Annotated in this window: 21 protein-coding genes; 17 read left to right on the forward strand and 4 right to left on the reverse strand. The window is 73.4% G+C overall.

The window, feature by feature from the left end:
* Positions 1 to 38 precede the first annotated feature (38 nt).
* On the forward strand, positions 39 to 428 hold the full coding sequence (locus tag ACIA8Q_RS18785) for a DUF3040 domain-containing protein (RefSeq protein ID WP_360207367.1): 390 nt from the start codon (positions 39 to 41) through the stop codon (positions 426 to 428).
* A 102-nt stretch (positions 429 to 530) separates the two neighbouring features.
* Here ACIA8Q_RS18785 and ACIA8Q_RS18790 read toward each other — a convergent pair whose 3' ends face one another.
* The 4 genes from ACIA8Q_RS18790 to ACIA8Q_RS18805 form a co-directional block, all read right to left on the reverse strand.
* Positions 531 to 2,966 carry a DUF3488 and DUF4129 domain-containing transglutaminase family protein gene (locus ACIA8Q_RS18790; protein WP_396317458.1) on the reverse strand — a complete coding sequence of 812 codons (2,436 nt, stop codon included), beginning with the start codon at positions 2,964 to 2,966 and terminating at the stop codon, positions 531 to 533.
* Positions 2,963 to 4,282, reverse strand: coding sequence for a DUF58 domain-containing protein (locus ACIA8Q_RS18795; protein WP_360207363.1), 1,320 nt, complete (start codon positions 4,280 to 4,282; stop codon positions 2,963 to 2,965). Before ACIA8Q_RS18795 ends, ACIA8Q_RS18790 begins: the two co-directional genes overlap by 4 nt.
* A 1-nt stretch (position 4,283) precedes the next feature.
* Positions 4,284 to 5,255 carry a MoxR family ATPase gene (locus ACIA8Q_RS18800; protein WP_360207677.1) on the reverse strand — a complete coding sequence of 324 codons (972 nt, stop codon included), beginning with the start codon at positions 5,253 to 5,255 and terminating at the stop codon, positions 4,284 to 4,286.
* A gap of 348 nt (positions 5,256 to 5,603) precedes the next feature.
* Positions 5,604 to 6,146 carry a carbonic anhydrase gene (locus tag ACIA8Q_RS18805; protein ID WP_360207360.1) on the reverse strand — a complete coding sequence of 181 codons (543 nt, stop codon included), beginning with the start codon at positions 6,144 to 6,146 and terminating at the stop codon, positions 5,604 to 5,606.
* A 598-nt stretch (positions 6,147 to 6,744) separates the two neighbouring features.
* Between ACIA8Q_RS18805 and rsmH the strand changes: the two genes are divergently transcribed.
* The 16 genes from rsmH (at position 6,745) to ACIA8Q_RS18885 (ending at position 25,329) form a co-directional block, all read left to right on the forward strand.
* A complete protein-coding gene (gene rsmH / locus ACIA8Q_RS18810) occupies positions 6,745 to 7,719 on the forward strand; it encodes a 16S rRNA (cytosine(1402)-N(4))-methyltransferase RsmH (RefSeq protein WP_360207358.1) in 975 nt (324 codons plus the stop codon).
* Between the two features lie 158 nt (positions 7,720 to 7,877).
* Entirely contained in the window at positions 7,878 to 8,375 is a 498-nt protein-coding gene (locus ACIA8Q_RS18815; RefSeq protein WP_387898404.1) for a hypothetical protein, read from the forward strand.
* Positions 8,372 to 10,648 carry a penicillin-binding transpeptidase domain-containing protein gene (locus tag ACIA8Q_RS18820; protein ID WP_360207353.1) on the forward strand — a complete coding sequence of 759 codons (2,277 nt, stop codon included), beginning with the start codon at positions 8,372 to 8,374 and terminating at the stop codon, positions 10,646 to 10,648. Before ACIA8Q_RS18815 ends, ACIA8Q_RS18820 begins: the two co-directional genes overlap by 4 nt.
* Positions 10,649 to 10,741: 93 nt before the next feature.
* Positions 10,742 to 12,307, forward strand: a complete 1,566-nt coding sequence (locus ACIA8Q_RS18825; protein ID WP_396317459.1) for a UDP-N-acetylmuramoyl-L-alanyl-D-glutamate--2,6-diaminopimelate ligase — start codon at positions 10,742 to 10,744, stop codon at positions 12,305 to 12,307.
* Positions 12,304 to 13,707 carry a UDP-N-acetylmuramoyl-tripeptide--D-alanyl-D-alanine ligase gene (gene murF, locus ACIA8Q_RS18830; protein ID WP_396317460.1) on the forward strand — a complete coding sequence of 468 codons (1,404 nt, stop codon included), beginning with the start codon at positions 12,304 to 12,306 and terminating at the stop codon, positions 13,705 to 13,707. The genes ACIA8Q_RS18825 and murF overlap by 4 nt, the downstream gene beginning before the upstream one ends.
* Positions 13,707 to 14,768 (forward strand): phospho-N-acetylmuramoyl-pentapeptide-transferase, encoded by a 1,062-nt coding sequence (gene mraY, locus ACIA8Q_RS18835; protein WP_360207344.1) that lies wholly within the window; start codon positions 13,707 to 13,709, stop codon positions 14,766 to 14,768. The genes murF and mraY overlap by 1 nt, the downstream gene beginning before the upstream one ends.
* Positions 14,765 to 16,219: a UDP-N-acetylmuramoyl-L-alanine--D-glutamate ligase gene (murD, locus tag ACIA8Q_RS18840; RefSeq protein WP_396317461.1), complete on the forward strand. Its 1,455-nt coding sequence runs from the start codon at positions 14,765 to 14,767 to the stop codon at positions 16,217 to 16,219. The genes mraY and murD overlap by 4 nt, the downstream gene beginning before the upstream one ends.
* 153 nt (positions 16,220 to 16,372) lie before the next feature.
* Complete coding sequence (gene ftsW, locus ACIA8Q_RS18845; RefSeq protein WP_396317462.1) at positions 16,373 to 17,680, forward strand: putative lipid II flippase FtsW; 1,308 nt, start codon at positions 16,373 to 16,375, stop codon at positions 17,678 to 17,680.
* A 6-nt stretch (positions 17,681 to 17,686) separates the two neighbouring features.
* Positions 17,687 to 18,793, forward strand: coding sequence for an undecaprenyldiphospho-muramoylpentapeptide beta-N-acetylglucosaminyltransferase (gene murG / locus ACIA8Q_RS18850; protein ID WP_360207338.1), 1,107 nt, complete (start codon positions 17,687 to 17,689; stop codon positions 18,791 to 18,793).
* Entirely contained in the window at positions 18,786 to 19,562 is a 777-nt protein-coding gene (locus tag ACIA8Q_RS18855) for a cell division protein FtsQ/DivIB (RefSeq protein WP_387898420.1), read from the forward strand. The genes murG and ACIA8Q_RS18855 overlap by 8 nt, the downstream gene beginning before the upstream one ends.
* A 361-nt stretch (positions 19,563 to 19,923) precedes the next feature.
* Positions 19,924 to 21,147, forward strand: a complete 1,224-nt coding sequence (gene ftsZ, locus ACIA8Q_RS18860; protein ID WP_360207333.1) for a cell division protein FtsZ — start codon at positions 19,924 to 19,926, stop codon at positions 21,145 to 21,147.
* On the forward strand, positions 21,144 to 21,875 hold the full coding sequence (pgeF, locus tag ACIA8Q_RS18865; protein ID WP_396317463.1) for a peptidoglycan editing factor PgeF: 732 nt from the start codon (positions 21,144 to 21,146) through the stop codon (positions 21,873 to 21,875). The genes ftsZ and pgeF overlap by 4 nt, the downstream gene beginning before the upstream one ends.
* Positions 21,875 to 22,663: a YggS family pyridoxal phosphate-dependent enzyme gene (locus ACIA8Q_RS18870; protein ID WP_360207328.1), complete on the forward strand. Its 789-nt coding sequence runs from the start codon at positions 21,875 to 21,877 to the stop codon at positions 22,661 to 22,663. Before pgeF ends, ACIA8Q_RS18870 begins: the two co-directional genes overlap by 1 nt.
* A gap of 295 nt (positions 22,664 to 22,958) precedes the next feature.
* The gene (locus ACIA8Q_RS18875) at positions 22,959 to 23,561 is read left to right on the forward strand and encodes a cell division protein SepF (protein WP_360207325.1); all 603 of its coding nucleotides are present in this window, start codon (positions 22,959 to 22,961) and stop codon (positions 23,559 to 23,561) included.
* Between the two features lie 98 nt (positions 23,562 to 23,659).
* A complete protein-coding gene (locus ACIA8Q_RS18880) occupies positions 23,660 to 23,941 on the forward strand; it encodes a YggT family protein (RefSeq protein ID WP_360207322.1) in 282 nt (93 codons plus the stop codon).
* Between the two features lie 59 nt (positions 23,942 to 24,000).
* On the forward strand, positions 24,001 to 25,329 hold the full coding sequence (locus ACIA8Q_RS18885) for a DivIVA domain-containing protein (RefSeq protein ID WP_387898424.1): 1,329 nt from the start codon (positions 24,001 to 24,003) through the stop codon (positions 25,327 to 25,329).
* Positions 25,330 to 25,415 lie beyond the last annotated feature (86 nt).

Raw genomic sequence — 25,415 nt, forward strand, 5'->3', positions numbered from 1 at the left:
GACCGGTCGCACCCGCGACCGACGAGTAGGAGGACTCCGTGCCGCTCTCGGAGCACGAGCAGCGACTGCTCGACCAGATGGAGCGAGCGCTGTATGCCGAAGATCCCAAATTCGCGTCTGCGCTTGAGGGAACCGGGCTGCGCACCTACACCCGTCGGCGGGTCTACCTGGCCGTCGGCGGCTTCGTGGTGGGCATCGGCCTGCTGATGGGCGGCATGGTCGTCCCGGACCAGATCTGGGTCAGCGTCGTGGGTTTCCTGGTGATGCTCGGGTGCGCGGTGTTCGCCGTGACGGGTTGGCGCCGCGGGCCCGCGAGCCAGGGCTCCGGCCCCCGGCCGGCCGCCGCACCGCGCCGCAAGGCCGGGATGATGGACCGCGTGGAGCAGCGCTGGCAGCGCCGCCGGGACGAGCAGACCGGCGGGTTCTGAGCGCACGGCACGGCGCCGGGCGCGCCGGCCGGAACGAACGCCGGGGCGGGCAGTCGGTCCGACTGCCCGCCCCGGCGTTTCGCGCGTCCGGGCGCGGCCCCGTCAGGACTCCCCGTCGCGCCCGCGCCGGGAGGTCAGCCGCCGCACCGGGCCGGTGATCGCCGCGGAGAGCCGGGCCGTCCGGTTGCCGGCCGCCGTACGCGCCGTGAGCAGCGCCTCGGAGATCCGCCACCACAACTGCGCCGAGGACGGCGGCAGCAGCACCGCCCTGGTCCGCCCGGCCCGGCCGGCGGTGGCCAGCAGGCCCTGCCGGGCCGTCCGGACGTCGGCCGCCAGCGGGGCGGTGGTGACCTGGCCGGACGGGGCGTAGAGCACCCGCTCGGTGGCCAGTGCCAGACGGCCGGTGGCCGCCGCCGACTCCGCGTCCAGGTCCGCCTCCTCGGCGATCCGCCGGGCGGCCGAGCGCGGAGTGCGCGACTCGTCCGGGGGAATCCCGAGGTCCCAGGCGGAGTCGACCAGCTCGTCCCAGGCGGCCAGCACCTGGGCGTCGGTCAGCTCGGCCGGGCCGCTGCCGCCGGGGCGGCGGCGCCCGCCGCCACCGAGGCGGCGCCGGCGCAGCGCCGTGCGCCAGAACATCGGCACCAGCAGCAGCACCAGCACCAGCAGCACGGTGGCGGCGGTGCCCAGCACCTGGGCGGAGAGCAGCCAGGAGTCGTCGGCGGCGCTGCTGACGGCCTTGCCCTTGTCGCCGCACTCGCCCATCTGACGCAGCTTGGCGTCGCAGTCCTTGCTGGTGGTCGGCGCCGGGACGGCCGCCGAGCTCTGCGGGGCCGCGGTCGGCTGCTGGGTCGGGGCGGTGGTCGGGACGCTGGACTGCTCGGTGTAGCGGGGCTGGACGCCGCGGCTCGGGGTGGGCTCGAAGCGCATCCAGCCGAAGCCCGAGAAGTAGAGCTCGGGCCAGGCGTGGTACATCCGGCCGTTCACCGAGTAGACGTTCCCGCCCTTGGCGTCGCCGGGGGTGAATCCGACCGCGACCCGGGCCGGGATCTTCAGCACGCGGGCCATCGCCGCCATGGTGGAGGCGAAGTGGACGCAGAAGCCCCTGCGGTCGCGCAGGAAGACGGCGATCGCGTTGTTGCCGGTGCCGCCGCTGACCGTGGTGTCGTAGGTGAACTGCGAGCTGGTGAAGTAGTTCACCAGGGCCGTCGCCCGGTCGTAGTCGTTCTGGGCGTTGGCGGTGACCGCCCGGGCCTGCTGGGCGACCACCGGGGGCAGGTCGGCGGGGACGGCGGTGTAGCGCTCGCGGATGTCCTGCGGGGCGAGCGGCACGGTGCGCAGCTCGTTCGCGGTGGGGCGCAGGTCCAGGGCGGTGACGTGGTAGCTCAGGCCGCGGATCGCCCGGTCGTTGGTCGGGACGACGGTGCGGGTCAGCGGGTCGAGCTTCCAGTCGGACCGGTTGGGGACCTGCACGGTGGCGGCCGGGTAGGGCATCGGCAGCCAGCTCTTCTCCAGCTGGTTGCTGATCCGGAACTCGCCCTCGATCCGCGGGAGGTTGGCGTCCCGCAGGCCCTCGGGGGAGGGCAGGGTGGTCGGGAGGTCGGTGACCGCGGTGCTGCTGAGCTTCCAGTTGGTGCCGTCGAACTGGTCCAGCGAACCGGTCCGCAGGTAGATCTGGTCGGCGAGTTCGGTGTCCAGGGTGTAGCTGAGCAGCTCGGTGTCGGTGGGCTTGGTGACCTCCGACTCCAGGCTGACCAGCGGGTCGAGGCTGGTGGCGGCGCCGTAGCCGCCCTTGCCGCCGGGCCCGGCCGAGCCGGACCCGATCAGGCCGGACTCCCAGTGCGGGAGCAGGGCGGGCAGCAGCAGGGCCGCGACGAGCGCGAGGATGCCGATCTGCTGGCCGCCCACGCCGACCGCCCGCCCGCCCTCGGTGCCGCGCGAGGTGCCCCGGAAGACCCGGCCCCAGCGGGACACCCGGTCCTGGCCCTCGGCGAACAGCAGCACCAGGTAGCCGGCCGCGGCCAGGCCGAACCAGAGCCAGCTGCCGCGGTCCCCGGCCAGGCCGTTGCCGACCGAGTACAGGGCCAGCAGCGGCAGCCCGGCCAGCGCCGAGTGCCGGTACGTCACCGCGATGGTGTCCACGGCCACGGCGACCAGGCCGATCGAGGCGACCAGGATCAGCCGCAGGCCGGCGTTGGGCGGTGCCGGGATCGCGTACTGCTGGATGTCGTCCAGACCGGAGGCGAAGACCTGGTCGAGGACGCGCATCGAGGACGGGCCGGGCACCAGGCCGCCCCAGAGGGCGCCGGAGCCGGCGAAGCCGACGAGCAGCAGCAGGAGCAGCACCAGCAGCTGCCCGACCGGGACCGTCCAGCGGTACAGCGGGGAGCGGCGCAGGCCCGCGCCGGCCGCGGCGATCACCACGACCACCAGGAAGGCGTGGGCGATCCAGCTGCTGGTGGTGAGCAGCGGGGTCAGACAGAGCGAGGCGAGGGCGGTGGCCAGCGCCGAGTACACGGTCAGTTTGGCCCGGGTGGTCACGCGCCGGCCTCTTCTCGGTAGGGGGAGGTCGTCCTGGCGCCGTCGGCGGCCCGCCACAGGTCCGGGAGGGAGTCACCGGAGCGGACCGGCAGGACGGTCCAGCCGGCCTCGCGCAGCTGCCGGACGCGGGCCTGGAACTGCTCGCCGCCGGTGTCCGGGGCGAGCATCCGCAGGCCCGCCCAGGTGCCGGTGTCCAGCAGCAGGGCGACGGCCCCGCCGGTGCGGCTGCGCAGCCGGGCCAGCCGGGTGGCCTGCTCCTCGTCCAGGTCGCCGAGGACGGCGACCAGCAGGCCCTCGCCGCCGGCGCGCAGCGGCTCCTCGGCGCGGGAGAGCCCGCCGCCGTCGGACAGGTCGGCGATCGCGAGGGCGTCCAGGATCAGCCCGGAGGAGTCGGCGGCGGTGTTGGTGCCGCCGGTGCCGGGGCCGGGGACGCTCTGGCCGGTGTCGGTGAGCAGCCGGGTCTGGTAGCCGCGTTCCAGCAGGTGCGCGGCGACGGAGGCGGCGCAGCTGACCGCCCACTCGAAGGACGAGGCGGGGCCGCTGCCCCGGTGGCCGATCTCGCGGGTGTCCAGCAGGACGGTCGCCCGGGCGCGCTGCGGCTGCTCCTCGCGGCGCACCATCAGCTCGCCGTACCGGGCGGTGGACTTCCAGTGCACCCGGCGCAGGTCGTCGCCGGGGCGGTACTCGCGCAGGATCACGTCGTCGTCGCCGGCCAGCGCCAGCGTGCGGGAGCGGCTCTCGCCCTGCCCGGCCCACTCGCCGCTGAGCCGCACGTGCGGCAGGGCCTGGATCCGGGGCACGACGGTGAGGACGTCGGAGGCGGAGAAGGAGCGGTTGACCTCGCACATGCCGAACGGGTCGGACAGCCGCAGCTGGAGCGGCCCGAGCGGGTAGCGGCCGCGCAGGTCCGAGCGGACCCGGTAGGAGACCTCGCGGTAGCCGCGCGGTTCGACCCGGTCCAGGACGAAGCGCGGGCGCGGCCCGAGCACGTACGGGACCTTGTCCTCCAGGAGCAGCAGGCCGGTGGGCACCCGGGAGACGTTGTCGACCCGCAGGTGGACCCGGGCCTCCTGGCCGGCCACGGCCCGGCGCGGGCTCAGCCGGCGCCCGCTGGCCACCCGGTAGCGGGTGTTGGCGACCACCATCGCGGCGGCCAGCGGCAGGGCGGCGAGCAGCAGGCCCACGCGCAGCAGCGCGTCCTGGTCGAGCAGGTAGGCGCAGAGCACCGCGGTGATGCCGGCGGCGAGGAAGGAACGCCCCCGGGTGGTGAGGCCGCGCAGCCCGGCCCGCACGCCTGACGTCGGGTCGGACGGCACCTCAGCCCCTCCGGACGGCCGGGCCGCCCTGCGGGCGCGGCAGCGGGAGCCGGGCGACCAGGTCGGTCACGATCTGCTCGGAGGTGCGGCGGCTGAGCTGGGTCTCGGCGGTCGGCATCAGGCGGTGCGCGAGGACGGGCACGGCGAGGCGCTGGATGTCGTCCGGGGTGACGTAGTCGCGCCCGTCGAGCGCGGCGGCGGCGCGGGCGGCCCGGACCAGGTGCAGGGTGGCGCGGGGCGAGGCGCCCAGGCGCAGCTCGTGGCTGCTGCGGGTGGCGCCGACCAGGTCGACGGCGTAGCGGCGGACCGGGTCGGCGATGTGCACGGTGCGGACCAGGTCGATCAGCTTGAGGATGTCGGCGGCGTGCGCGACCGGCTGGAGGTCCTCCAGCGGGCTGGCGCCGGCGTGGACGTCGAGCATCGCGAACTCGGCCTCGGGGCTCGGGTAGCCGATCGAGATCCGGGCCATGAAGCGGTCCCGCTGGGCCTCCGGGAGGGGGTAGGTGCCCTCCATCTCGACCGGGTTCTGGGTGGCCACGACCATGAACGGGGACGGCAGCTCGTAGCTGGTGCCGTCGATGGTGACCTGGCGCTCCTCCATGGACTCCAGGAGCGCGGACTGGGTCTTGGGCGAGGCCCGGTTGATCTCGTCGCCGACGACGATCTGCGCGAAGATCGCGCCCGGGCGGAACTCGAAGTCGCGCTGGTGCTGGTCGTAGATGTTGGTGCCGGTCACGTCCGAGGGCAGCAGGTCGGGCGTGAACTGGATGCGGCGCACCGTGCAGTCGACCGAGCGGGCGAGCGCCTTGGCCAGCATGGTCTTGCCGACGCCGGGCACGTCCTCGAGCAGCAGGTGGCCCTCGGCGAGCAGGACGGTCAGCGCGATCCGGACGGCCTCCGGCTTGCCCTCGATGACGCTCTCGATGTTGGCGCGGACCCGGTCCACGACCGCGGCGAGCTCGGGAAGTCCGATCCGGTGGTAACCGTCCGCCCCCTGGCCGCCCCCCGCGGGACCGCCGAGACCGGCCTGATCGCTGTAGCTCGTCACCCGTTTACGCTCCCTGGCACGCTGTGCCCGCCTCACCCCGAGGCCGGACCCCACCCCATGCTTGACGCGGCCGTTCCGGGGGCGGTTCCGATCGGGGATCCGGCGCCCGGCGCGGCCTGCGGCCTGGCCGCCCCAGGTGGTTCGGGGTCCGACCGGCAGGCGCATTCTCCCCCGTGCGGAGGTCAGAAGTCACCCTCGGGAGCGGGGCGGCCGCCGGGAGGCCCCGCCGGCCCGGACGCCGTCGGCCGGGAGGGGCGGGCGGGGCGCCGGCCGTCAGTGGATCTCGCGCAGCAGTCCGGTGTGGACGTCGAAGACGAAGCCGCGGACGTCGTCGGTGTGCAGCAGGAACGGGGAGGTGCGGACCCGCTGCATGGACTGGCGGACGTCGCCGTCCAGGTCGACGAAGGACTCCACCGCCCACTGCGGGCGCTGGCCGACCTCCAGTTCCAGCTCCCGGCGGAAGTCCTCGGTGAGGCCGAGCAGGCCGCAGCCGGTGTGGTGGATCAGCGCGACCGAGCGGGTGCCGAGGGCGCGCTGGCTGATGGTGAGGGAGCGGATGGTGTCGTCGGTGACGACGCCGCCCGCGTTGCGGATGACGTGGGCGTCGCCCAGTTCGAGGCCGAGCGCCGCGAACAGGTCGAGGCGGGCGTCCATGCAGGCCACCACGGCGATCCGCTGGACCGGGCGGGCGTCCATGCCGCCGTCCCGGAAGGTCACCGCGTACTCGCGGTTGGCCGTGACGAAGCGGTCGATGACGGCGGGGCTGGGGGAGTCGGCAGCGGCGGTCGGCGTGGGCCGGTCGGGTGTCACTGTCATGGTGGTGACGTTAGTGCCGTCCTGGCCCGCGCGGTGGGGTGAGGAGCTACAGAACGAGCCGCCGCGATCGGGTGCATCGCCACAACGGGCGGCCCGGCCCCGGGGTGGTGCCGGCCTGCACGGGTGCATGCGCCGGTGCCCGTGCCGGGGCCGGTGCCGGGGCCGGTGCGGCCGGGCTCCCGGGCCGGCCGCGGGGGTGGGGCGCGCGGTGTTTCGCGAGGGCCCCCGGCCGGTGCCGGACCGGGGCCGCCCCCACGGCCGCGACCTGCGGTGATCCGTACCGCCGCCCGGGTGGTGCGCCGGAGCGGACCATTGACTGCCGGGGCCTGGGCGATAGAGTTGCGGCGCAGTGGAGCACACCCGCCGGGGCCCGTCAACCGGGCCCGTCCGGTCGGTGCGCCCGGCCCGACGCGGTCCGTGGCCTCCACCCGCTCCGTGCCCACCTGGCGCACCTTCCCCGGCGCCGGGCGGTCATGACCTTCCCCCTGAGCGGGCGGGGACCACGGGCCGCGTCGTCGTGCCGTGAACCGGTGGGCGAGAATGGTCCCAGCTCCCGGACGTCGGGCTGCTTCGCACCTGAGGAAGGGCGCCACCGCGCATGACCACCAATGAGCCGGGCCCCAAGCACGTTCCGGTGATGCTGCAGCGGTGCATGGACGCGCTGGCGCCGGCGATCTCGCGCCCCGGGGCGGTGGTGGTGGACGCCACCCTGGGCCTCGGCGGGCACAGCGAGGCGCTGCTCGCCCAGTTCCCCGAGGTGCGGCTGGTCGCGGTGGACCGCGACCCGCAGGCGCTCAAGCTGTCTGGCGAGCGGCTCGCCCCCTTCGGCGACCGGGCGACCCTGGTGCACGCGGTCTACGACGAGATCCCCGAGGTGCTGGAGCGCCTGGGCATCGACCGGATCGACGGCGTGCTGTTCGACCTCGGCGTCTCCTCGATGCAGCTGGACGAGGCGGACCGCGGCTTCGCCTACGCGCAGGACGCGCCGCTGGACATGCGGATGGACCAGACCCGGGGGATCAGCGCGGCCGAGGTGCTGAACACCTACAGCCACGGCGACCTGGCCCGGATCCTCAAGGTGTACGGCGAGGAGCGCTTCGCCGGGAAGATCGCCTCGGTGATCCTGCGGGAGCGGGAGAAGGAACCGTTCACCAACAGCGCGCGTCTGGTCGAGTTGGTGCGCAACGCCATCCCGGCGGCGACCCGGCGGACCGGTGGGAACCCGGCCAAGCGGACGTTCCAGGCGCTGCGGATCGAGGTCAACGGCGAGCTGGAGGTCCTGGACCGGGCGATCCCGGGGGCGCTGGACGTCCTCGCGGTCGGCGGCCGGATCGCCGTGATGTCCTACCAGTCGCTGGAGGACCGCCTGGTGAAGCAGTACTTCGCCGCGGGGGCGACCAACACCGCGCCGCCGGGGCTGCCCTTCATCCCGGAGGAGCACCAGCCCTGGCTCAAGCTGATCACCCGTGGTGCCGAGCTGGCCACGGAGCAGGAGATCGAGGAGAACCGGCGCGCCGCGCCCGTGCGGCTGCGGGTGGCGGAGAGGATCAGGGACCGTAGCAAGCGGGGCTGAGGCGTTTGCCCCGGTGGGGTTCCGAAGGGCGGAGGAGAGCGGTGGGGCCGGTGGCCGGTGAGGTCCGGGCGGGGCGGGGAGCACTCCCCGGACAGGGCAGGGCACGGATCACGGTCCGGCCGGGGCGGCGTCCGGTACGGGGGCGCACGCCCTTCGCCGTGCTCGTGGTGGTGCTGCTGGCGGCGGGGCTGCTCGGGCTGCTGGCGCTGAACACGGCGCTCAACGAGGGCTCCTTCGAGCTGTCCCGGCTGCAGAAGCAGACCACCGTGGCGACCGACGAGCAGCAAGGCCTCCAGCACCAGATCGACCAGAGCTCGGCGCCGGACGCGCTGGCGAAGCGGGCCGCCGAGATGGGCATGGTCCCGGCCGGCGGGATGGCCTTCCTGGACGTCCCGAACGGCGGCAAGGTGATCGGCACGCCCGGACCGGCGCAGGACAGCCCGCCGGTGAAGCGGTCGACGGTCGAGCCGTGGCCGGTGAAGCAGCAGCCTCCGGCGGCCGCCCAGCCGAGCGCTCCGGCGCCCGCCCCGTCGGCCCCGGCCGCGCCCTCCGCGCCGCCGAGCCCGGCCGCGACGGCCGGCGACTCCGTCGTCCAGATCAACCCGGCCTCCCCGGTCGCGCCCGCTCCGCAGCCGAGCGGGGGTGCCGGCCGATGAGCACGCCACGTCAGCCCTCCGGCGGCTCGGGCTCCGGCAACGGCCGCCGCCCGGCGCCCAAGGGCGCCGCGCCCCGCGCGGGTGCGCCGCGCGGCCAGTCCGGCGCCAAGGCCCAGCCCGCCAAGGGGCAGCCGGCCAAGGGGCAGCCGAAGGCCCAGCCCGCCAAGCCGCAGCCCGCCAAACCGCAGTCCGGCCGCGGGCAGTCCGCCGCCAAGGCCCAGCCCGCCCGGTCGCAGCAGCCCGGCCGCAGTCCGTCCGCCAAGGCGCAGCCCGCCGGGGCCGGCGCCGCCCGCACCCCGCGGGCGCCGCAGCAGCGCCGCCCCGAGGGCCGACCGCCGGCCCGCAGCCAGGCCGCCGTCCGCCCGCGCCGCCCGCTGCAGCGCCCCAGGGCGCTCCGGCTGGCCGAGCCCAAGCGCCGCCTGCGAGTGATCACCGTGGCGATGTCGCTGGTGTTCTCGGTGTTCGCCGGGCGCCTGGTGCAGCTCCAGCTGCTGGACGCCGACGCGCTGGCCGCGGACGCCAACACCAACCGCTACCTCAACATCCCGATCACCGCCGAGCGCGGCTCGATAACGTCCTCCGATGGCGTCGCCCTGGCCACCACCGTCGACGCGTACGACATCACCGCCGACCCGGCGATGTTCACCCCGGAGGCGACCGGCATCCCCGACGCCCCGGAGCAGGCGGCGGCGCTGCTGTCGCCGATCATCGGCGTGCCCAAGGACCGGATCGCCGCGGACCTGCACACCCCCAAGACCCGCTACAAGCGGCTCGCCGCCCAGCAGACCCCGGCCGCCAAGAACCAGATCAGCGACCTCAAGGCGGGCCTGGAGAAGCAGGCCGGTTCGCGCACCTGCCAGGCCCAGAAGCGGCTCCTGGGCAAGCCCGCCGACCAGGGCGGCCGCACCCGGGTCGACAACGAGTGCGCCAACCCGCTGGCCGGCGTGTTCAACCGGGAGACCCAGAAGCGGGTCTACCCGGCCGACGGCCTGGCCGCCAACCTGGTCGGCTTCGTCAACGGCGAGGGCGAGGGCGCGGGCGGCCTGGAGCTGCAGTACCAGAAGCAGCTGGCGGGCAAGGACGGGCACAGCAGCTACGCCCAGTCCGGCGGCCGGCTGGTGCCCACCGCGGGCGGGTCGAGGGACCCGGCCGTCCCCGGCAACGACATCAAGCTCACCATCAACCGGGACGTCCAGTGGGCCGCCCAGCGGGCGATCACCGACCAGGTGGCCAACTCGGGGGCGGAGAAGGGCTACGTCGTCGTCCAGGACGTCAAGACCGGCCAGGTCCTCGCCATGGCCACCGCCCCCGGCATCAACCCGAACGACCTCAGCACCGCCAAGCAGTCGCAGCTGGGCAACCCGGCGCTGGTCGACGCCTACGAGCCGGGCAGCACCGCCAAGGTGATGAGCCTGGCCGCCGTGCTGGACACCGGCAAGGCCAACTGGGACACCAAGGTCACCGTGCCCAACCGGCTGGTCCGGGCCGGGCAGCAGTTCAAGGACGACGTCCCTCACGACCCCTGGTACCTGACGCTGGCCGGGGTGCTCGCCAAGTCCTCCAACATCGGCACCATCGAGGCGATCGAGACGCTCGGCGCCGACCAGCTGGAGTCCAACAAGGTCCTGGACTCCTACATGCGCAAGTTCGGCGTCGGCCGGCCGACCGGGCTGAACTTCCCGGGGGAGGCCTCCGGGATGCTGAAGAAGCCGGAGGACCTGGTCGCCTCGGAGAAGTACAACATCTCGTTCGGCCAGGGCCCGCTGCAGATGAACGCGCTGCAGGCGACCTCGGTCTACTCGACCATCGCCAACGGTGGCGTCCGGGTCGCGCCGAGCATCGTCCAGGGCGTCACCAGCCCGGACGGCCGGTACACCCCGACCCCGCCGGGCGAGCAGACCCGGGTGGTCGGCGAGCAGACCGCGAAGACCCTCACCTCGATGCTGGAGTCGGTCGTCGACGACGAGCAGGGCACCGGCGGCAAGGCGGCCATCCCCGGCTACCGGGTCGCCGGCAAGACCGGCACCGCCGACCGGGGCGCCGCCAACGGCGTCGGCTACGACGGCTACACCTCCTCCTTCATCGGGTTCGCCCCCGCCGACGCACCCCGGGTGACCGTCTCCTGCACCCTGCAGGGCCCGGTCAACGGCCACTTCGGCGGCCAGCTCTGCGGCCCGGTGTTCAAGCAGGTGATGGAGTTCACCCTGAAGACCCTGCAGGTCCCGCCGAGCGGCAGCCAGGCGCCGAACCTGCCCGTCGAGTGGAAGCCGTGAGCGAGGATGAGCAACGAACGGGCCGGCCTGGACGACGGCGCGGCGAAGGCCCGGTTTGGCCCTGGGCACCCTTCGGCGGATAGCCTTCCCGCCGTGCCGAAACCCGATCAAACCACCGTGAGTCCGCCGCGCCCGGCCGGGACCGCCGCCCTGCCGCTCGCCGAGCTGGCCCGCCAGCTGGGCCTCGACCCCGTCGAGGGGGGTGCCGTCAGCGGCGTCACCCACGACTCCCGCGCGGTGCGCCCGGGCGACGTGTACGTGGCCTTCCCCGGCGCCAACCACCACGGCGCGGCCTTCGCGGCGCAGGCCGCGGCGGCGGGTGCGGTGGCGCTGCTCACCGACCCGGCCGGCGCCGAGCTGGCGGCCGGCACCGGTCTGCCGCTGCTCGTCGTCGACCGGCCGCGGGCCCGGATGGGCGAACTGGCGGCCGCCGTCTACGGCCGTCCGTCCGAGCGGCTGCTGATGATCGGGCTGACCGGCACCAACGGCAAGACCACCACCTCCTACCTGGTCGAGGGCGGTCTGCGCGGCGCCGGGCGGGCCCCCGGGGTGATCGGCACCGTCGAGATGCGGGTCGGCAGCGAGCGGATCAAGAGCGAGCGCACCACCCCCGAGGCCACCGACCTGCACGCGATCCTCGCCGTGATGGCCGAGCGCGGCGCCGACGCGGTGACCATGGAGGTCTCCAGCCACGCCCTGGTCTACGGCCGCACCGACGGGGTGGCGTACGACGTCTCCCTGTTCAACAACCTCACGCCCGAACACCTCGACTTCCACCCGGACATGGAGGACTACTTCCAGGCGAAGGCCCGGCTCTTCCAGCCCGGCAAGTCCCGCCACGGCGTGGTCAACCTGGACGACGAGTACGGGCGCCGGCTGGCCGCCGAGGCCGAGATCCCGGTGACCACCTTCTCCGCGAACGGTGCCGTCGAGGCCGACTGGCGGGCCGTGGACGTCCAGCTGGGCCCGGTGAGCTCCACCTTCCGGCTGCTCGGCCCGGACGGCGCCGAGGCCGACGCCGTCGCGCCGCTGCCCGGCCCCTTCAACGTCGCCAACACGGTGGCCGCGATCACCCTGCTGGTCGCCGCCGGGCTGCCGCTGGAGCAGGCCGTCGCCGGCGTCGCCGCCGTCCCCGGCGTGCCGGGCCGGCTGGAGCGGGTGGACGCCGGACAGCCCTTCGTCGCGGTGGTCGACTACGCGCACAAGCCGGACGCCCTGCGGGCCGTCCTCGGCTCACTGCGCGAGGTCACCAAGGGCCGGCTGCACGTCGTCGTGGGCTGCGGCGGCGACCGCGACCCGCACAAGCGCGGGCCGATGGGCGCCATCGCCGCCCGGCTCGCCGACACCGCCCTGCTGACCAGTGACAACCCGCGCAGCGAGGACCCGCTGGCGATCCTCGCCACCATGCTCGACGGCGCCGCCGAGGTGCCGGAGGCGGAGCGCGGGGCCGTCCTGGTCGTCCCGGACCGGGCGGAGGCGATCCGGCTCGCCGTCGCGCGCGCCCGCGCCGGGGACACCGTGCTGGTGGCCGGCAAGGGCCACGAGCTCGGCCAGTACGTACGAGACGAGATCCGCCCCTTCGACGACCGGGAGGTGCTGCGCGAGTCCGTCACGCAGGCCACGGCCGCCCGGGGCGACCGAGGAGTAGAGCAGCAGTGATCGCACTGACCCTCGCCGAGGTGGCCGCCGCAGTCGGGGGAACCCTGGACGGCGCCGACCCCGACACCCTGGTGACCGGCCCGGTCGAGGTCGACTCGCGGAAGGTGCGCCCCGGCGGCCTGTTCGCGGCCTTCGTCGGCGAGCACGTGGACGGCCACGACTACGCGGCGACCGCCGTCGCGGCCGGCGCCGTCGCGGTGCTGGCCTCCCGCCCGGTCGGCGTCCCCGCCGTCATGGTCGACAGCGTGGTGGACGCCCTCGGCAAGCTGGCCCGCGCCGTGGTCGCCCGCGCCGAGGCCACCGCCGTGGTCGCGCTGACCGGCTCGGCCGGCAAGACCAGTACCAAGGACCTGATCGCCCAGCTGCTCCAGCGCCTGGGCGAGACCGTCTACCCGCCCGGCTCGCTGAACAACGAGATCGGCCACCCGATGACCGCGCTGCGGGTCGAGGCCGGCACCCGGCACCTGGTCATGGAGATGGGCGCCCGGCACAAGGGCGACATCCAGTACCTCACCACGATCACCCCGCCCCGGATCGGCCTGGTGCTGAACGTCGGCACCGCGCACGTCGGCGAGTTCGGCTCCCAGGAGGCGATCGCCGAGGCCAAGGGCGAGCTCGTCGAGGCGCTGCCCGCCGAGGGCACCGCGATCCTCAACGCGGACGACCGGCTGGTGCGCGCGATGACGTCCCGTACCAGGGCGAAGGTGGTCCTGTTCGGCGAATCACCGGACGCCCACGTCCGGGCCACGGACGTTCGCCTGGACGCCACCGGCCGGCCATCGTTCACGCTCACCACCCCGGCCGGTTCCGCGCCCGTGCAGCTGCGCCTGTACGGTGAGCACCACGTCTCGAACGCCCTCGCCGCCGCCGCGGTGGCGGTGGAGCTCGGGATGTCCGTCGACGACACCGCGACAGCCCTGGGCGAGGCGGGTGCGCTGTCCCGCTGGCGCATGGAGGTCGTCGACCGGGCCGATGGTGTCACCGTCGTCAACGACGCCTACAACGCGAACCCCGACTCGATGCGGGCCGCGCTGCGGGCGCTGGTCTCGATGGGGGGCCGCGGTCCGGAGCGCCGTCGCACCTGGGCGGTGCTCGGCGAGATGCGGGAGCTCGGCGAGGACAGCCTGGCCGAGCACGACGCCATCGGGCGGCTCGCGGTCCGGCTCGACGTCACCAAGCTGGTGACGGTCGGCGGACGCGAGGCGGCCTGCATGGAACTCGGCGCGAGGAACGAAGGTTCGTGGGGTGAGGAGTCGGTGCTGGTGTCCGACGCGGACGCGGCGGTCGAGCTGCTGCGCAGTCAGCTGCTCCCGGGGGATGTGGTCCTGGTGAAGGCGTCCCGTTCGGTGGGACTGGAGAAGGTGGCCGAGGCCCTCCTCGCGGACGGTGTGGCCGAGTAATGAAGCAGATCCTCTTCTCCGGCATGATCGGTCTGATCCTGTCGCTGCTCGGTACCCCCGCCCTGATCAAGCTGCTCGCCAAGCACGGCTACGGCCAGTACATCCGCGACGACGGCCCGAAGGCGCACCACAGCAAGAAGGGCACGCCCACCATGGGCGGCATCGCCTTCATCCTGGCGACCCTGATCGCGTACTTCGCGACCAAGGCGATAACGGGCGAGAGCCCCACCGTCTCCGGGCTGCTGGTGCTCTTCCTGACGGCCGGGCTCGGCCTGGTCGGCTTCCTGGACGACTACATCAAGGTGGTCAAGCGCCGCTCGCTCGGTCTGCGGGCCAAGGCGAAGCTGGCCGGCCAGTCGATCGTCGGCCTCGGGTTCGCCGTGCTGGCGCTGCAGTTCCAGGACGACCGCGGGCTGGCCCCGGCCTCCCAGCACCTGTCCTTCGTGCGGGACTACGGCTGGTCCATCGGCCCGGTGCTGTTCGTCATCTTCGCGTACTTCATGATCGCCGCGATGTCGAACGGCGTGAACCTGACGGACGGTCTGGACGGCCTGGCCACCGGTGCGTCGGTGATGGTCTTCGGTGCCTACACCTTCATCGGCATCTGGGAGTACACCCAGAGCTGCGCCTACTCCATCACCGCCACCGCCAACTGCTACGACGTCCGCGACCCGCTGGACCTCGCCGTCGTCGCCGCCGCCCTGATGGGCTCCTGCTTCGGCTTCCTGTGGTGGAACACCTCGCCCGCCAAGATCTTCATGGGCGACACCGGCTCGCTCGCCCTCGGCGGCGCCCTGGCCGGTCTGGCGATCTGCTCGCGCACCGAGCTGCTGGTGGCGCTGCTCGGCGGCCTCTACGTGATCATCACCCTGTCGGTGATCATCCAGGTCGGCTCCTTCCGGATGACCGGCAAGCGCGTCTTCAAGATGGCCCCGCTGCAGCACCACTTCGAACTCAAGGGCTGGACCGAGGTCCTGATCGTGGTCCGGTTCTGGATCATCCAGGGCCTCTGCGTGGCCGTCGGCCTCGGCCTCTTCTACGCGGGATGGGTGACCGGATGACCGACCCCGGGCTGACGAACCCCGACTTCACCGACCTGCCCGTCGTCGTCGCCGGCCTCGGCGTCTCCGGCATCAGCGCCGCGCGGGTGCTGCGCGGCCTCGGCGCCGCGGTCACCGTGGTGGACGGCGGCAGCGGCCCGGGCCTGGTCGCCCGGGCCGCCGAACTGGAGGCGCTGGGCGCCGCGGTGCGCCTCGGCGACGGCGACAGCCTGCCCGAGGGCACCCGGCTGATCGTCACCTCGCCCGGCTGGGCCCCGGACAGCCCGCTGTTCGCCGCCGCCGACGCCGCCGGCGTCCCGGTCTGGGGCGACGTCGAGCTGGCCTGGCGGCTGCGCCGCCCGCTGCCCGGCACCGGCGAGCCGGCCCCCTGGCTGGCCGTCACCGGCACCAACGGCAAGACCACCACCGTCCAGATGCTCGCCTCGATCCTCACGGCCGCCGGCCGGCGCACCGCCGCCGTCGGCAACGTCGGGGTCTCGGTGCTGGACGCGGTGCTCGCCGAGGAGCCGTACGACGTGCTCGCCGTCGAGCTCTCCAGCTACCAGCTGCACTGGGCGCCCTCGCTGCGCCCGTACTCGGCGGCCGTGCTCAACCTGGCCCCCGACCACCTCGACTGGCACGGCTCGATGGAGGCCTACGCCGCCGACAAGGGCCGGATCTACGAGGGCAACGTCGTCGCCTGCGTGTACAACCTGGCCGACCCGGCCACCGAGGCGCTGGTCCGCGAGGCCGACGTCGAGGAGGGCTGCCGGGCGGTCGGCTTCGGCCTCGGTGCCCCCGGCCTGTCCAACCTCGGCGTGGTCGACGGCCTGCTGGTGGACCGCGCGTTCGTGGCCGACCGGGCCAAGAGCGCGGCCGAGCTCGGCTCCGTCGAGGACGTCAACCCGCCGGCCCCGCACAACATCGCCAACGCGCTCGCCGCGGCGGCGCTGGCCCGGGCCTACGGCGTCGAGCCGAAGGCCGTCCGGGAGGGCCTGCGGGCCTTCCGCCCGGACGCGCACCGGATCGCCGAGGTCGGGGTGGTCCGCGAGGTCGCCTACATCGACGACTCCAAGGCCACCAACACCCACGCCGCCGCCGCCTCGCTGGCCGCCTACCGGCCGATCGTCTGGATCGCCGGCGGCCTGGCCAAGGGCGCGACCTTCGACGACCTCGTCCAGGGCGCGGCCGAGCGGCTGCGGGGGGCCGTCCTGATCGGCCAGGACCGCGGGCTGATCAGGGAGGCGCTGGAGCGACACGCTCCGGATGTCCCGGTGATCGAGGCGGCCGAGGGCCAGACTGGCGCGGTGGCGATGGCCGAAGTGGTCCGTGCGGCCGCGTCGCTCGCCCGATCGGGTGACACGGTGCTGCTGGCGCCGGCCTGCGCCTCGATGGACATGTTCACCAACTACGGCGAGCGCGGCGACCTCTTCGCGGCGGCCGTCCGGGAGCTGGCGGACACCGGCGAGTGAGCCTCGGGACCGCGCCGACGACCGTCGGCGCCGGATCGGAGCGGCCCGCGGGCGGACGAGCCGCGTACAGGGAGAACGGGTAGGGGCGTGGTGGCGGGGCAGGGCAGAGCGGATTCCGGCGTTTCGGAGCAGGGTGCCGCCGAGCCGTGGCGAGTGATCTCCGCCACCACGACCAAGTACAAGTCGGCCGGGCCGCTGGCCCGGGTCTGGGCCTTCCGGGACCGGCTGCGGTACTGGCTGGACCGCCCGCTCACGCCCTACCTGCTGGTCGTCGGCACCACGCTGCTGCTGGTCGTCCTCGGTCTGATGATGGTCTTCTCGGCCTCGCAGATCCTCGCCCTGGGCCAGCACCACTCGGCCCAGTACTACTTCCTCAAACAGCTGGTCGCGGCCACCCTGGGGCTGGTCCTGCTGATCGGCTTCGCCTCCGTGCCGCTGGCCGTGCTGCGGGTGATCGTCTACCCGGTGATGTTCGGGGTGATCGGCGCGCTCACACTGGTCGCCGTGCCCGGCATCGGGGTGCGGATCAACGGCAACCAGAACTGGCTGGACTTCGGGTTCTTCCAGTTCCAGCCCTCCGAGTTCGCCAAGCTCGCGCTGGTGCTCTGGGGCGCCGACCTGCTCGCCCGCAAGCAGAAGGCCGGCACCCTGACCTCCTGGAAGCACCTGCTCGTCCCGCTGGTGCCGGGGGCCCTGCTGCTGCTCGCGCTGATCATGTTCGGCGGCGACATGGGCACCTCGATGATCCTGGTGGCGATGCTGTTCGCGCTGCTCTGGATGGTCGGGGCGCCGCTGCGGCTGTTCGTGGCCACCCTCGGGGTGGCGGTCGTGGTCTGCACCGCGCTGGTGGTGACCGTCCCGCACCGCGCCGAGCGGCTGAGCTGCATCGGCGTCACCAAGCTCGACCCGGAGGGGGCCTGCTTCCAGGCCCTGCACGGCGTCTTCGCGTTCGCGAACGGCGGCGGCTTCGGCACCGGGCTGGGCGCCGGCGTCGAGAAGTGGGGCCAGCTGCCCGAGGCGCACACCGACTTCATCTTCGCCGCGACCGGCGAGGAACTGGGCCTGGTGGGGACGCTGTCGGTGATCGGCCTCTTCGCGGCACTAGGCTACGCGGGTATCCGTGTGGCCATCGGTACGAGGGACCCCTTCGTCAGGTACGCCGCGGGAGCCGCCACCACCTGGATCATGGCGCAGGCCATGATCAACCTGGGGTCGGCGCTGGGACTGCTGCCCATCGCGGGCGTCCCGCTCCCGCTGTTCTCCTACGGCGGTTCCGCCATGCTGTCGGCCATGTCCGCGATCGGAGTGCTGCTGTGCCTGGCGCGCAGCACCTCCGGCGCGAAGGCGGCGCTGGCCGCCCGGAGCAAGAACTCCCGGATCAGGAAGCGACTGGCCCGGGTGCTGCCACGACGACGAACCACAGCGCGCCCGGCCCCGGTGCCGGCACGCAGGGAGCGGTGAATTTCGGTGCATGTCGTACTCGCCGGCGGGGGGACCGCCGGTCACATCGAGCCGGCCATGGCCCTCGCGGACGCCCTCCGCAGGCACGACCCGTCGATCGGGATCACCGCCCTGGGAACGGAGCGCGGTCTGGAGACCCGGCTGGTGCCCGAGCGCGGCTACCAGCTGGAGCTCATCCCGGCCGTCCCGCTGCCCCGCAAGCCCACCCCGGAGCTGATCACCGTCCCGGGCCGGCTGCGCGGGACGGTGCGGGCCGCCCAGGAGATCATCGAGCGGGTCAAGGCGGACGCCGTGGTCGGCTTCGGCGGCTACGTCGCGATGCCCGCCTACCTGGCCGCCAAGCGGGCCGGGGTGCCGATCGTGGTGCACGAGGCGAACGCCCGTCCGGGTCTGGCCAACAAGATCGGCGCCCGCTACAGCGACTTCGTGGCGGTGTCCACGCCGGACAGCAAGCTGCGCGACTCCCGGTACATCGGCATCCCGCTGCGCCGGACCATCGCCACCCTGGACCGCGGCGCCGCCCGTCCGGAGGCCCGGCACTACTTCGGCCTCGACCAGCGGCTGCCCACCCTGCTGGTGTCCGGCGGCTCCCAGGGCGCGCGCCGGCTGAACGAGACGGTCACCGCGATCGCCCCGCGGCTGCAGCAGTACGGCGTGCAGATCCTGCACGCGGTCGGCCCGAAGAACGAGCTGCCGCAGGTGGAGGACATCCCCGGGATGCCGCCGTACCGCGCGGTGCCGTACGTCGACCGGATGGACCTCGCCTACGCGGCCGCCGACCTGATGCTCTGCCGGGCCGGCGCCATGACGGTGGCCGAGCTGGCGGCCGTCGGGCTGCCCGCCGCGTTCGTCCCGCTGCCGATCGGCAACGGCGAGCAGCGGCTGAACGCCCAGCCGATGGTCAAGGCCGGCGGCGGCCTGCTGGTGGACGACGCCGAGCTGACCCCGGACTGGGTGCTGCAGAACGTGCTGCCGGTGCTCACCGACCCGCAGCGGCTGTGGGACATGAGCCGGGCCGCCGCCGAGTTCGGCCGCCGGGACGCCGACGACCTGCTGGTCGGCATGGTCTACGAGGCGATCGAGGCCTCCCGCGGCGGCCGCCGCCGTGGCTGACGGCCGGCTCGCCGACCCGCTGGAGGACGAGCTGGAGGACGAGGAGTCCGCTCCCCGCCTCCGGCTCTCCCGGCGGGGCGTCGTGGTGCTGAGCGTGCTCGGTGCCGCGGTGCTCGGCGTGCTGGCCTGGGTGGTCTTCCTCTCCTCGGTGCTGGACGTGCGCGAGGTCGCCGTGCAGGGGGCGAAGGACGACAAGCTGACGGCGGACCAGGTCCGCGAGGCGATCGGCCGGGTCGGCGACGGCCCGCTGGCCCGGGTGGACCTGGACGCCGTGCAGCACCGGGTGGAGGCGATCCCGCGGGTGGCCAAGGCCGAGGTCTGGCGGGGCTGGCCGCACACCCTCCAGGTGAAGGTCGTCCAGCGCACTCCGGTGGCCGCCGTCAAGGGGGACGACGGACGGTTCACCCAGGTGGACGCCGCCGGCGTGAGCTTCGCCACCGAGTCGGCCCCGCCGGCCGGGGTCCCGGTGGTGGAACTGCGGCTCAGTCAGCAGGCGAAGGACTCGGACGGGGTCATCTCCCGCGCGCAGCTGGTGCAGGGCGCGGTCTCGGTGGCGGCCGGTCTGCCGCCCGAGGTGGCCAAGCGGGCCGGGGCGGTTCTCGTGCATTCCTACGACGACATCCAGCTGCAGCTCAGCGGGGGTGCGACGGTGCGCTGGGGGAGTCCGGAACAGATCGATCGAAAGGCCCGGGTCCTGGTGGCGTTGATGGGTCAGAAGGGCACGAACTTTGACGTGAGTGCGCCGGAGGCGCCGGCGGTGTCGGGATGATCCGGTAGGTTCTGTGCCTGAGGGAGGGGTTGACGCCTCGAAGTGTCGGCCCGACCCTTGGTGGTCACCCCGGTTTCCTTAGCCGGCCGATGATCACATAGGCTCAAAAGAAAAAGGGAAGCTCGGCGTGTTCGTTGAAACGCGTGCCCGGAGCCACCTAGTGTCCTGTGTCACCAGACTGTGCCCCCTGGTGATGTGACGGAGGCACAGGACTAACCCTAAAGGTCAAGTTTAGGGTTGGGGTCGGCGGTCGGCATTTCGGACATTCAGTCAGAAACCAGGCTCCCTACCCATCGACATCCGTCGGAACGGCCCCGTCGGGCCGGGCCGACCCGGAAATTCGAGGCGAGAGGCCTTCGACGTGGCAGCACCGCAGAACTACCTCGCAGTCATCAAGGTCGTCGGAATCGGCGGCGGTGGTGTCAACGCCATCAACCGGATGATCGAGGTCGGTCTCAAGGGCGTCGAGTTCATCGCGATCAACACCGATGCGCAGGCCCTCCTGATGAGCGACGCCGACGTCAAGCTCGATGTGGGCCGTGAACTCACCCGGGGCCTCGGCGCCGGCGCCAACCCCGAGGTCGGCCGCAAGGCGGCCGAGGACCACCGCGAGGAGATCGAGGAGGTCCTCAAGGGGGCCGACATGGTCTTCGTCACCGCGGGCGAGGGTGGTGGCACGGGCACGGGCGGCGCGCCCGTCGTCGCCAACATCGCCCGTTCGCTCGGCGCCCTGACCATCGGCGTGGTCACCCGCCCCTTCACCTTCGAGGGCCGGCGCCGTGCCAACCAGGCCGAGGACGGCATCGCGAGCCTGCGCGAGGAGGTCGACACCCTCATCGTGATCCCGAACGACCGGCTGCTGTCGATCTCGGACCGCCAGGTCAGCGTGCTCGACGCGTTCCGCTCGGCCGACCAGGTCCTGCTCTCCGGTGTCCAGGGCATCACCGACCTGATCACCACCCCCGGTCTGATCAACCTCGACTTCGCGGACGTCAAGTCCGTCATGTCGGACGCCGGTTCGGCGCTCATGGGCATCGGCTCGGCCCGCGGTGAGGACCGCGCCAAGGCGGCCGCCGTGATGGCGATCTCCTCGCCGCTGCTGGAGGCCTCGATCGACGGCGCCCGCGGCGTGCTGCTGTCCATCTCGGGCGGCTCCGACCTCGGTCTGTTCGAGATCAACGAGTCGGCCCAGCTGGTCAGCGAGGCCGCCCACCCCGAGGCCAACATCATCTTCGGTGCGGTCATCGACGACGCGCTCGGCGACGAGGTGCGCGTCACCGTCATCGCGGCCGGCTTCGACGGCGGGCAGCCGCCGGCGATCGTCCGCGACCCGGTGGTCAAGTCCACCCCGGCCGCCGCGACCACCCCGTCCGCCGCCCCGGAGCGCCCGGCCGCCCGGCCGTCCTACGGGAGCATCGGTTCGGTGACCTCCCGCTCGGAGGGCGAGGCCCCGGCCGCCCCGCGCGCCGCGGAGGCCCCGGCCACCGCCACCGCCGCCCCGGTGCCCCCGCAGGTGCAGCCGGCCCGCCAGCCGTACGTGGAGAGCCCGGCGGAGGAGCTCGACGTCCCGGACTTCCTTAAGTGATCGATCACGCGGTACGCGCGGGTGCTCACTTCGCCTTCACCGACCGGTGGGGCGGGGTGAGCACTTCGCCGTACGGGGAGCTCAACCTCGGCGGCGCGGTGGGCGACGACCCGGCGGCCGTCCGCGAGAACCGGGCGATAGCCGCCCGGGAGCTCGGACTGGACCCGGCCGACGTGGTGTGGATGAGCCAGGTGCACGGCGCGGACGTCGCCGTGGTGACGGAGCGCCAGCCACTCGGGGAGGCCCCGACGGTCGACGCGGTGGTCACCGACCGGCCGCTCGCGCTCGCCGTGCTGACCGCCGACTGCACCCCGGTGCTGCTGGCCGACCCGGTGGCGGGGGTGGTGGGCGCGGCCCACGCCGGCCGCCCGGGCCTGGCGGCCGGGGTGGTGCCCGCGGTGGTGCGGGCGATGGTCGAACTGGGGGCCGAGCCGGGCCGGATCGCCGCCGCGACCGGCCCCGCGGTCTGCGGCCGCTGCTACGAGGTGCCGGCCGCGCTGCGGGCCGAGGTCGCCGCGGCGGTGCCCGCCGCGTTCGCCGAGACCTCCTGGGGGACGCCGGCACTGGACGTGCCGGAGGGGGTCGCGGCCCAGCTGGCCGCGGCCGGGGTCACGGGACCGGTGCGGTCACCGGTCTGCACCCTGGAGTCCGCCGATCACTACTCCTACCGCCGCGAGCAGCGCACCGGCCGGCTCGCGAGCTACGTCTGGTTGGGCCCTGATCACTGATGACGAACGACATCTACGGACCGTTCCCGGGGAGCGCGGACTTCCTGGACGCGCTGACGGAGGGCCAGCGGGCCCGGTACGAGGAGCTGGGGACCAACCTCGACGTGGTGGAGCGGCGGATCGCCGACGCCTGCGCGGCCGCCGGACGGCCGCGCGACGAGGTCACCCTGATCGTCGTGACCAAGACCTACCCCGCCGAGGACAGCGCGCTGCTGGCCGGCCTGGGGGTGACCGACGTCGCGGAGAACCGCGACCAGGACGCCGCACCCAAGGCAGTGCAGTGCAGAAACCTTCCTCTTGACTGGCACTTCGTCGGACAGCTGCAGACCAACAAGGTCCGCTCGGTCGTCGGCTACGCCAACCACGTGCACTCGGTGGACCGGCTGCGGCTCGTGGAGTCGCTCTCGGCCGCGGTGCTGAAGGCGGAGCGCCCCGAACTCGGCTGTCTGGTGCAGGTGGCCCTGGACAAGGAGCACGGCGAGGGCGGGCACCGGGCCGGGGTCGCCCCGGAGGACGTCGCGGAGCTCACCGACGCGATCGCCGACACGCCCGGGCTCCGGCTGGACGGTGTGATGACCGTCGCCCCGCTGGCCGGACCGCTGGCCGGGGACCCGGCCCGGGCCTTCGCGCGGCTGGCGGAAATCGCAACCGCCGTACGGACGGACCATCCTGCTGCCACCATGGTCTCCGCAGGGATGAGCGGTGACCTCGAGCAGGCGATTGCCGCCGGGGCGACACATGTGCGCGTCGGAACGGCGGTACTCGGAGTGAGGTCACCCCTCAGGTAACGTCACCGGGTAGTAGATCAGACTGCAGGACAAAATAGGACAGAATCTAGCAGCTCCCCGGAGCGCTAGCGAACCGTGGATCGCAGCTCCGCGGCCCCCACCCCACGAACTCTGAGCGGCCGTCGGCCTGACGCGCCGTCGTGGGTGGACCGCGGAATCCGCGGGCAGGGCCGTAACGGCCTGGCCGCCGGGACGGAGTCGGTCCGCACGGAGCGAGCGACCACCGGAAGGTGCGCGTTTCGCGAAGCAGCCACCGGGCGCCTGCGCGGTGGCCATGAGCGGAGGAGACAGGAGCATGGCCGGCGCAATGCGCAAGATGGCGGTCTACCTCGGCCTCGTGGAGGACGAGACGTACGACGGCCAGGGGTACGACCCCGACGACGACTACGACGCGGACCCCGAGCCGATTCGCACGGGACAGCGGACCGAGGACATTCCCCGGCCGGCCCCCGCGCCCGCCCCGGTCTCCTCGATCACCCCGCAGCCGGTGCCGGCGGCGGTCCCGATCCGGCAGGAGACCCCGAGGATGGCACCAGTGTCGTCCATCACACCCGAACGCCGCCACAACCTGGAGAAGAGCGCCCCGGTGATCATGCCCAAGGTAGTGAACGAACGAGAGCCCTACCGCATCACCACGCTGCACCCCCGGACCTACAACGAGGCCCGTACCATCGGGGAACAGTTCCGCGGCGGGACCCCTGTGATCATGAATCTCACCGAGATGGACGACACGGACGCCAAGCGGCTCGTAGACTTCGCCGCTGGACTCGTCTTCGGTCTGCACGGCAGTATCGAGCGCGTGACACAGAAGGTGTTCCTGCTGTCGCCTGCTAACGTCGATGTCACGGCGGAGGACAAGGCTCGGATCGCCGAGGGTGGGTTCTTCAACCAGAGCTGACCCGGCCACGACTTTACGTGTGGATCCGATCAACAGTGGGTTAGCGACAGGCGACGAGCGGCAGGCCCCAGGGCCGGACCGGGGAGAGGGAAAACGCGATGGACATCGTGTGGGCGGTGCTCTACTACGCCCTGACCGTCTTCCTGGTGTTCCTGCTTGCACGGCTGGTCATGGACTGGGTCTTCCAGTTCGCGCGTTCGTGGCGGCCGGGCAAGGCCATGGTCCTGGTCCTGGAGGCCACGTACACTGTCACGGATCCGCCGCTCAAGCTTCTTCGGCGGTTCATCCCGCCGTTGCGTTTCGGGGGCGTGGCGCTCGACCTGTCCTTCTTCGTACTGATGATCATTGTGTATGTCCTGATCTCGCTTGTGCGGCCCTAGTCGTAGGTGAGCGATGCGACAGGATGCCGGTGTGCCGACGATCACGTTGAGGTGAAGAGATGCCATTGACCCCCGAGGACGTTCGGAACAAGCAGTTCACGACCGTCCGCCTGCGCGAAGGCTATGACGAGGACGAGGTCGATGCCTTCCTCGACGAGGTCGAGGCGGAGCTGACCCGCCTGCTCCGCGAGAACGAGGACCTGCGCGCCAAGCTGGCGGCCGCCACCCGTGCCGCCGCCCAGAACCAGGCCAACATGCGGAAGGAGCCGCCGCAGGACAGCCGTCCCGGCGCCCCCGTCCCGGCCGCCATATCCGGCCCGCCGGTCCCCGGCCAGCAGGGCCCGGGCGGCCCGCAGCAGATGGGCGGGCCCGGTGGCCCCCAGCAGCAGCAGATGGGCGGCCCGCAGCAGCAGATGGGCAACCAGCCCCTCGGCCTGCCCTCCGGTGCCCCGCAGCTCCCCGCCGGCCCCCAGCAGATGGGCGGCCCGCAGCAGCAGATGAACCAGACCATGGGCGGCCAGCAGCAGCTGGTCCAGCCGATGGGCGGTCAGATGCTGCAGCCCATGGGCGGCCCCGGTGGCCCGCAGCAGATGGGCAACCCGATGGGCCAGGGCATGGGCCAGCAGCAGATGCAGCCGATGGGCGGCCCCATGGGCGGCCCGCCGCAGCAGATGGGCGGCCCGATGGGCGGCCCCATGCAGCAGCAGGGCCCCGGTGGCGACAGCGCCGCCCGCGTCCTGGCGCTCGCTCAGCAGACCGCCGACCAGGCGATCTCCGAGGCCCGCTCCGAGGCCAACAAGATCGTCGGCGAGGCGCGCAGCCGGGCCGAGGGCCTGGAGCGCGACGCCCGTGCCAAGGCCGACGCCCTGGAGCGGGACGCGCAGGAGAAGCACCGCGTCGCGATGGGCTCCCTGGAGTCCGCCCGCGCCACGCTGGAGCGCAAGGTCGAGGACCTGCGGGCCTTCGAGCGTGAGTACCGCACGCGTCTGAAGTCGTACCTGGAGACCCAGCTGCGCCAGCTGGAGTCGCAGGCCGACGACTCGCTCGCCCCGCCGCGGATCCCCGCCACCGCGTCGCTGCCTCCGGCGGCCTCGTCGATGGCTCCGGCCGGTGCCGGTTCGATGGGCGGCGCGCCGTCCTTCGGCGGCAACCAGCCGTCCTTCGGTGGCAGCACGCCGTCGTTCGGCGGTCAGAGCTCCTTCGGCGGCAACGCCCCGGCGCCGAGCTTCGGTGTGCCGGCCCCCGGTGGCAACACCGGTGCGCCGCAGATGCAGCCGGCCGGGATGACCCAGCCGATGGCCGCGGTCCGTCCGCAGCCGCCGCAGCCGATGCAGCAGGCCCCGGCGCCGATGCGCGGCTTCCTCATCGACGAGGACGGCGACAACTGAGGTCCTAGCCCGACCTTCCGGAGCGCCCCCCGTCCGACCCCCAGGGTCGGGCGGGGGGCGCTCCCGTCGTTCGAGGGGGCGGCCGG

The organism is Kitasatospora sp. NPDC051705, assembly GCF_044453265.1.
Lineage (GTDB): Bacteria > Actinomycetota > Actinomycetes > Streptomycetales > Streptomycetaceae > Kitasatospora.

Bases quoted from the DNA above. Each gene is read 5' to 3' on its own strand.
- ACIA8Q_RS18805 (WP_360207360.1), bottom strand. From the start codon at position 6,146: ATGACAGTGACACCCGACCGGCCCACGCCGACCGCCGCTGCCGACTCC.
- rsmH (WP_360207358.1), top strand. From the start codon at position 6,745: ATGACCACCAATGAGCCGGGCCCCAAGCACGTTCCGGTGATGCTGCAG.
- ACIA8Q_RS18820 (WP_360207353.1), top strand. From the start codon at position 8,372: ATGAGCACGCCACGTCAGCCCTCCGGCGGCTCGGGCTCCGGCAACGGC.
- mraY (WP_360207344.1), top strand. From the start codon at position 13,707: ATGAAGCAGATCCTCTTCTCCGGCATGATCGGTCTGATCCTGTCGCTG.
- murD (WP_396317461.1), top strand. From the start codon at position 14,765: ATGACCGACCCCGGGCTGACGAACCCCGACTTCACCGACCTGCCCGTC.
- ACIA8Q_RS18870 (WP_360207328.1), top strand. From the start codon at position 21,875: ATGACGAACGACATCTACGGACCGTTCCCGGGGAGCGCGGACTTCCTG.
- ACIA8Q_RS18875 (WP_360207325.1), top strand. From the start codon at position 22,959: ATGGCCGGCGCAATGCGCAAGATGGCGGTCTACCTCGGCCTCGTGGAG.
- ACIA8Q_RS18880 (WP_360207322.1), top strand. From the start codon at position 23,660: ATGGACATCGTGTGGGCGGTGCTCTACTACGCCCTGACCGTCTTCCTG.
- ACIA8Q_RS18885 (WP_387898424.1), top strand. From the start codon at position 24,001: ATGCCATTGACCCCCGAGGACGTTCGGAACAAGCAGTTCACGACCGTC.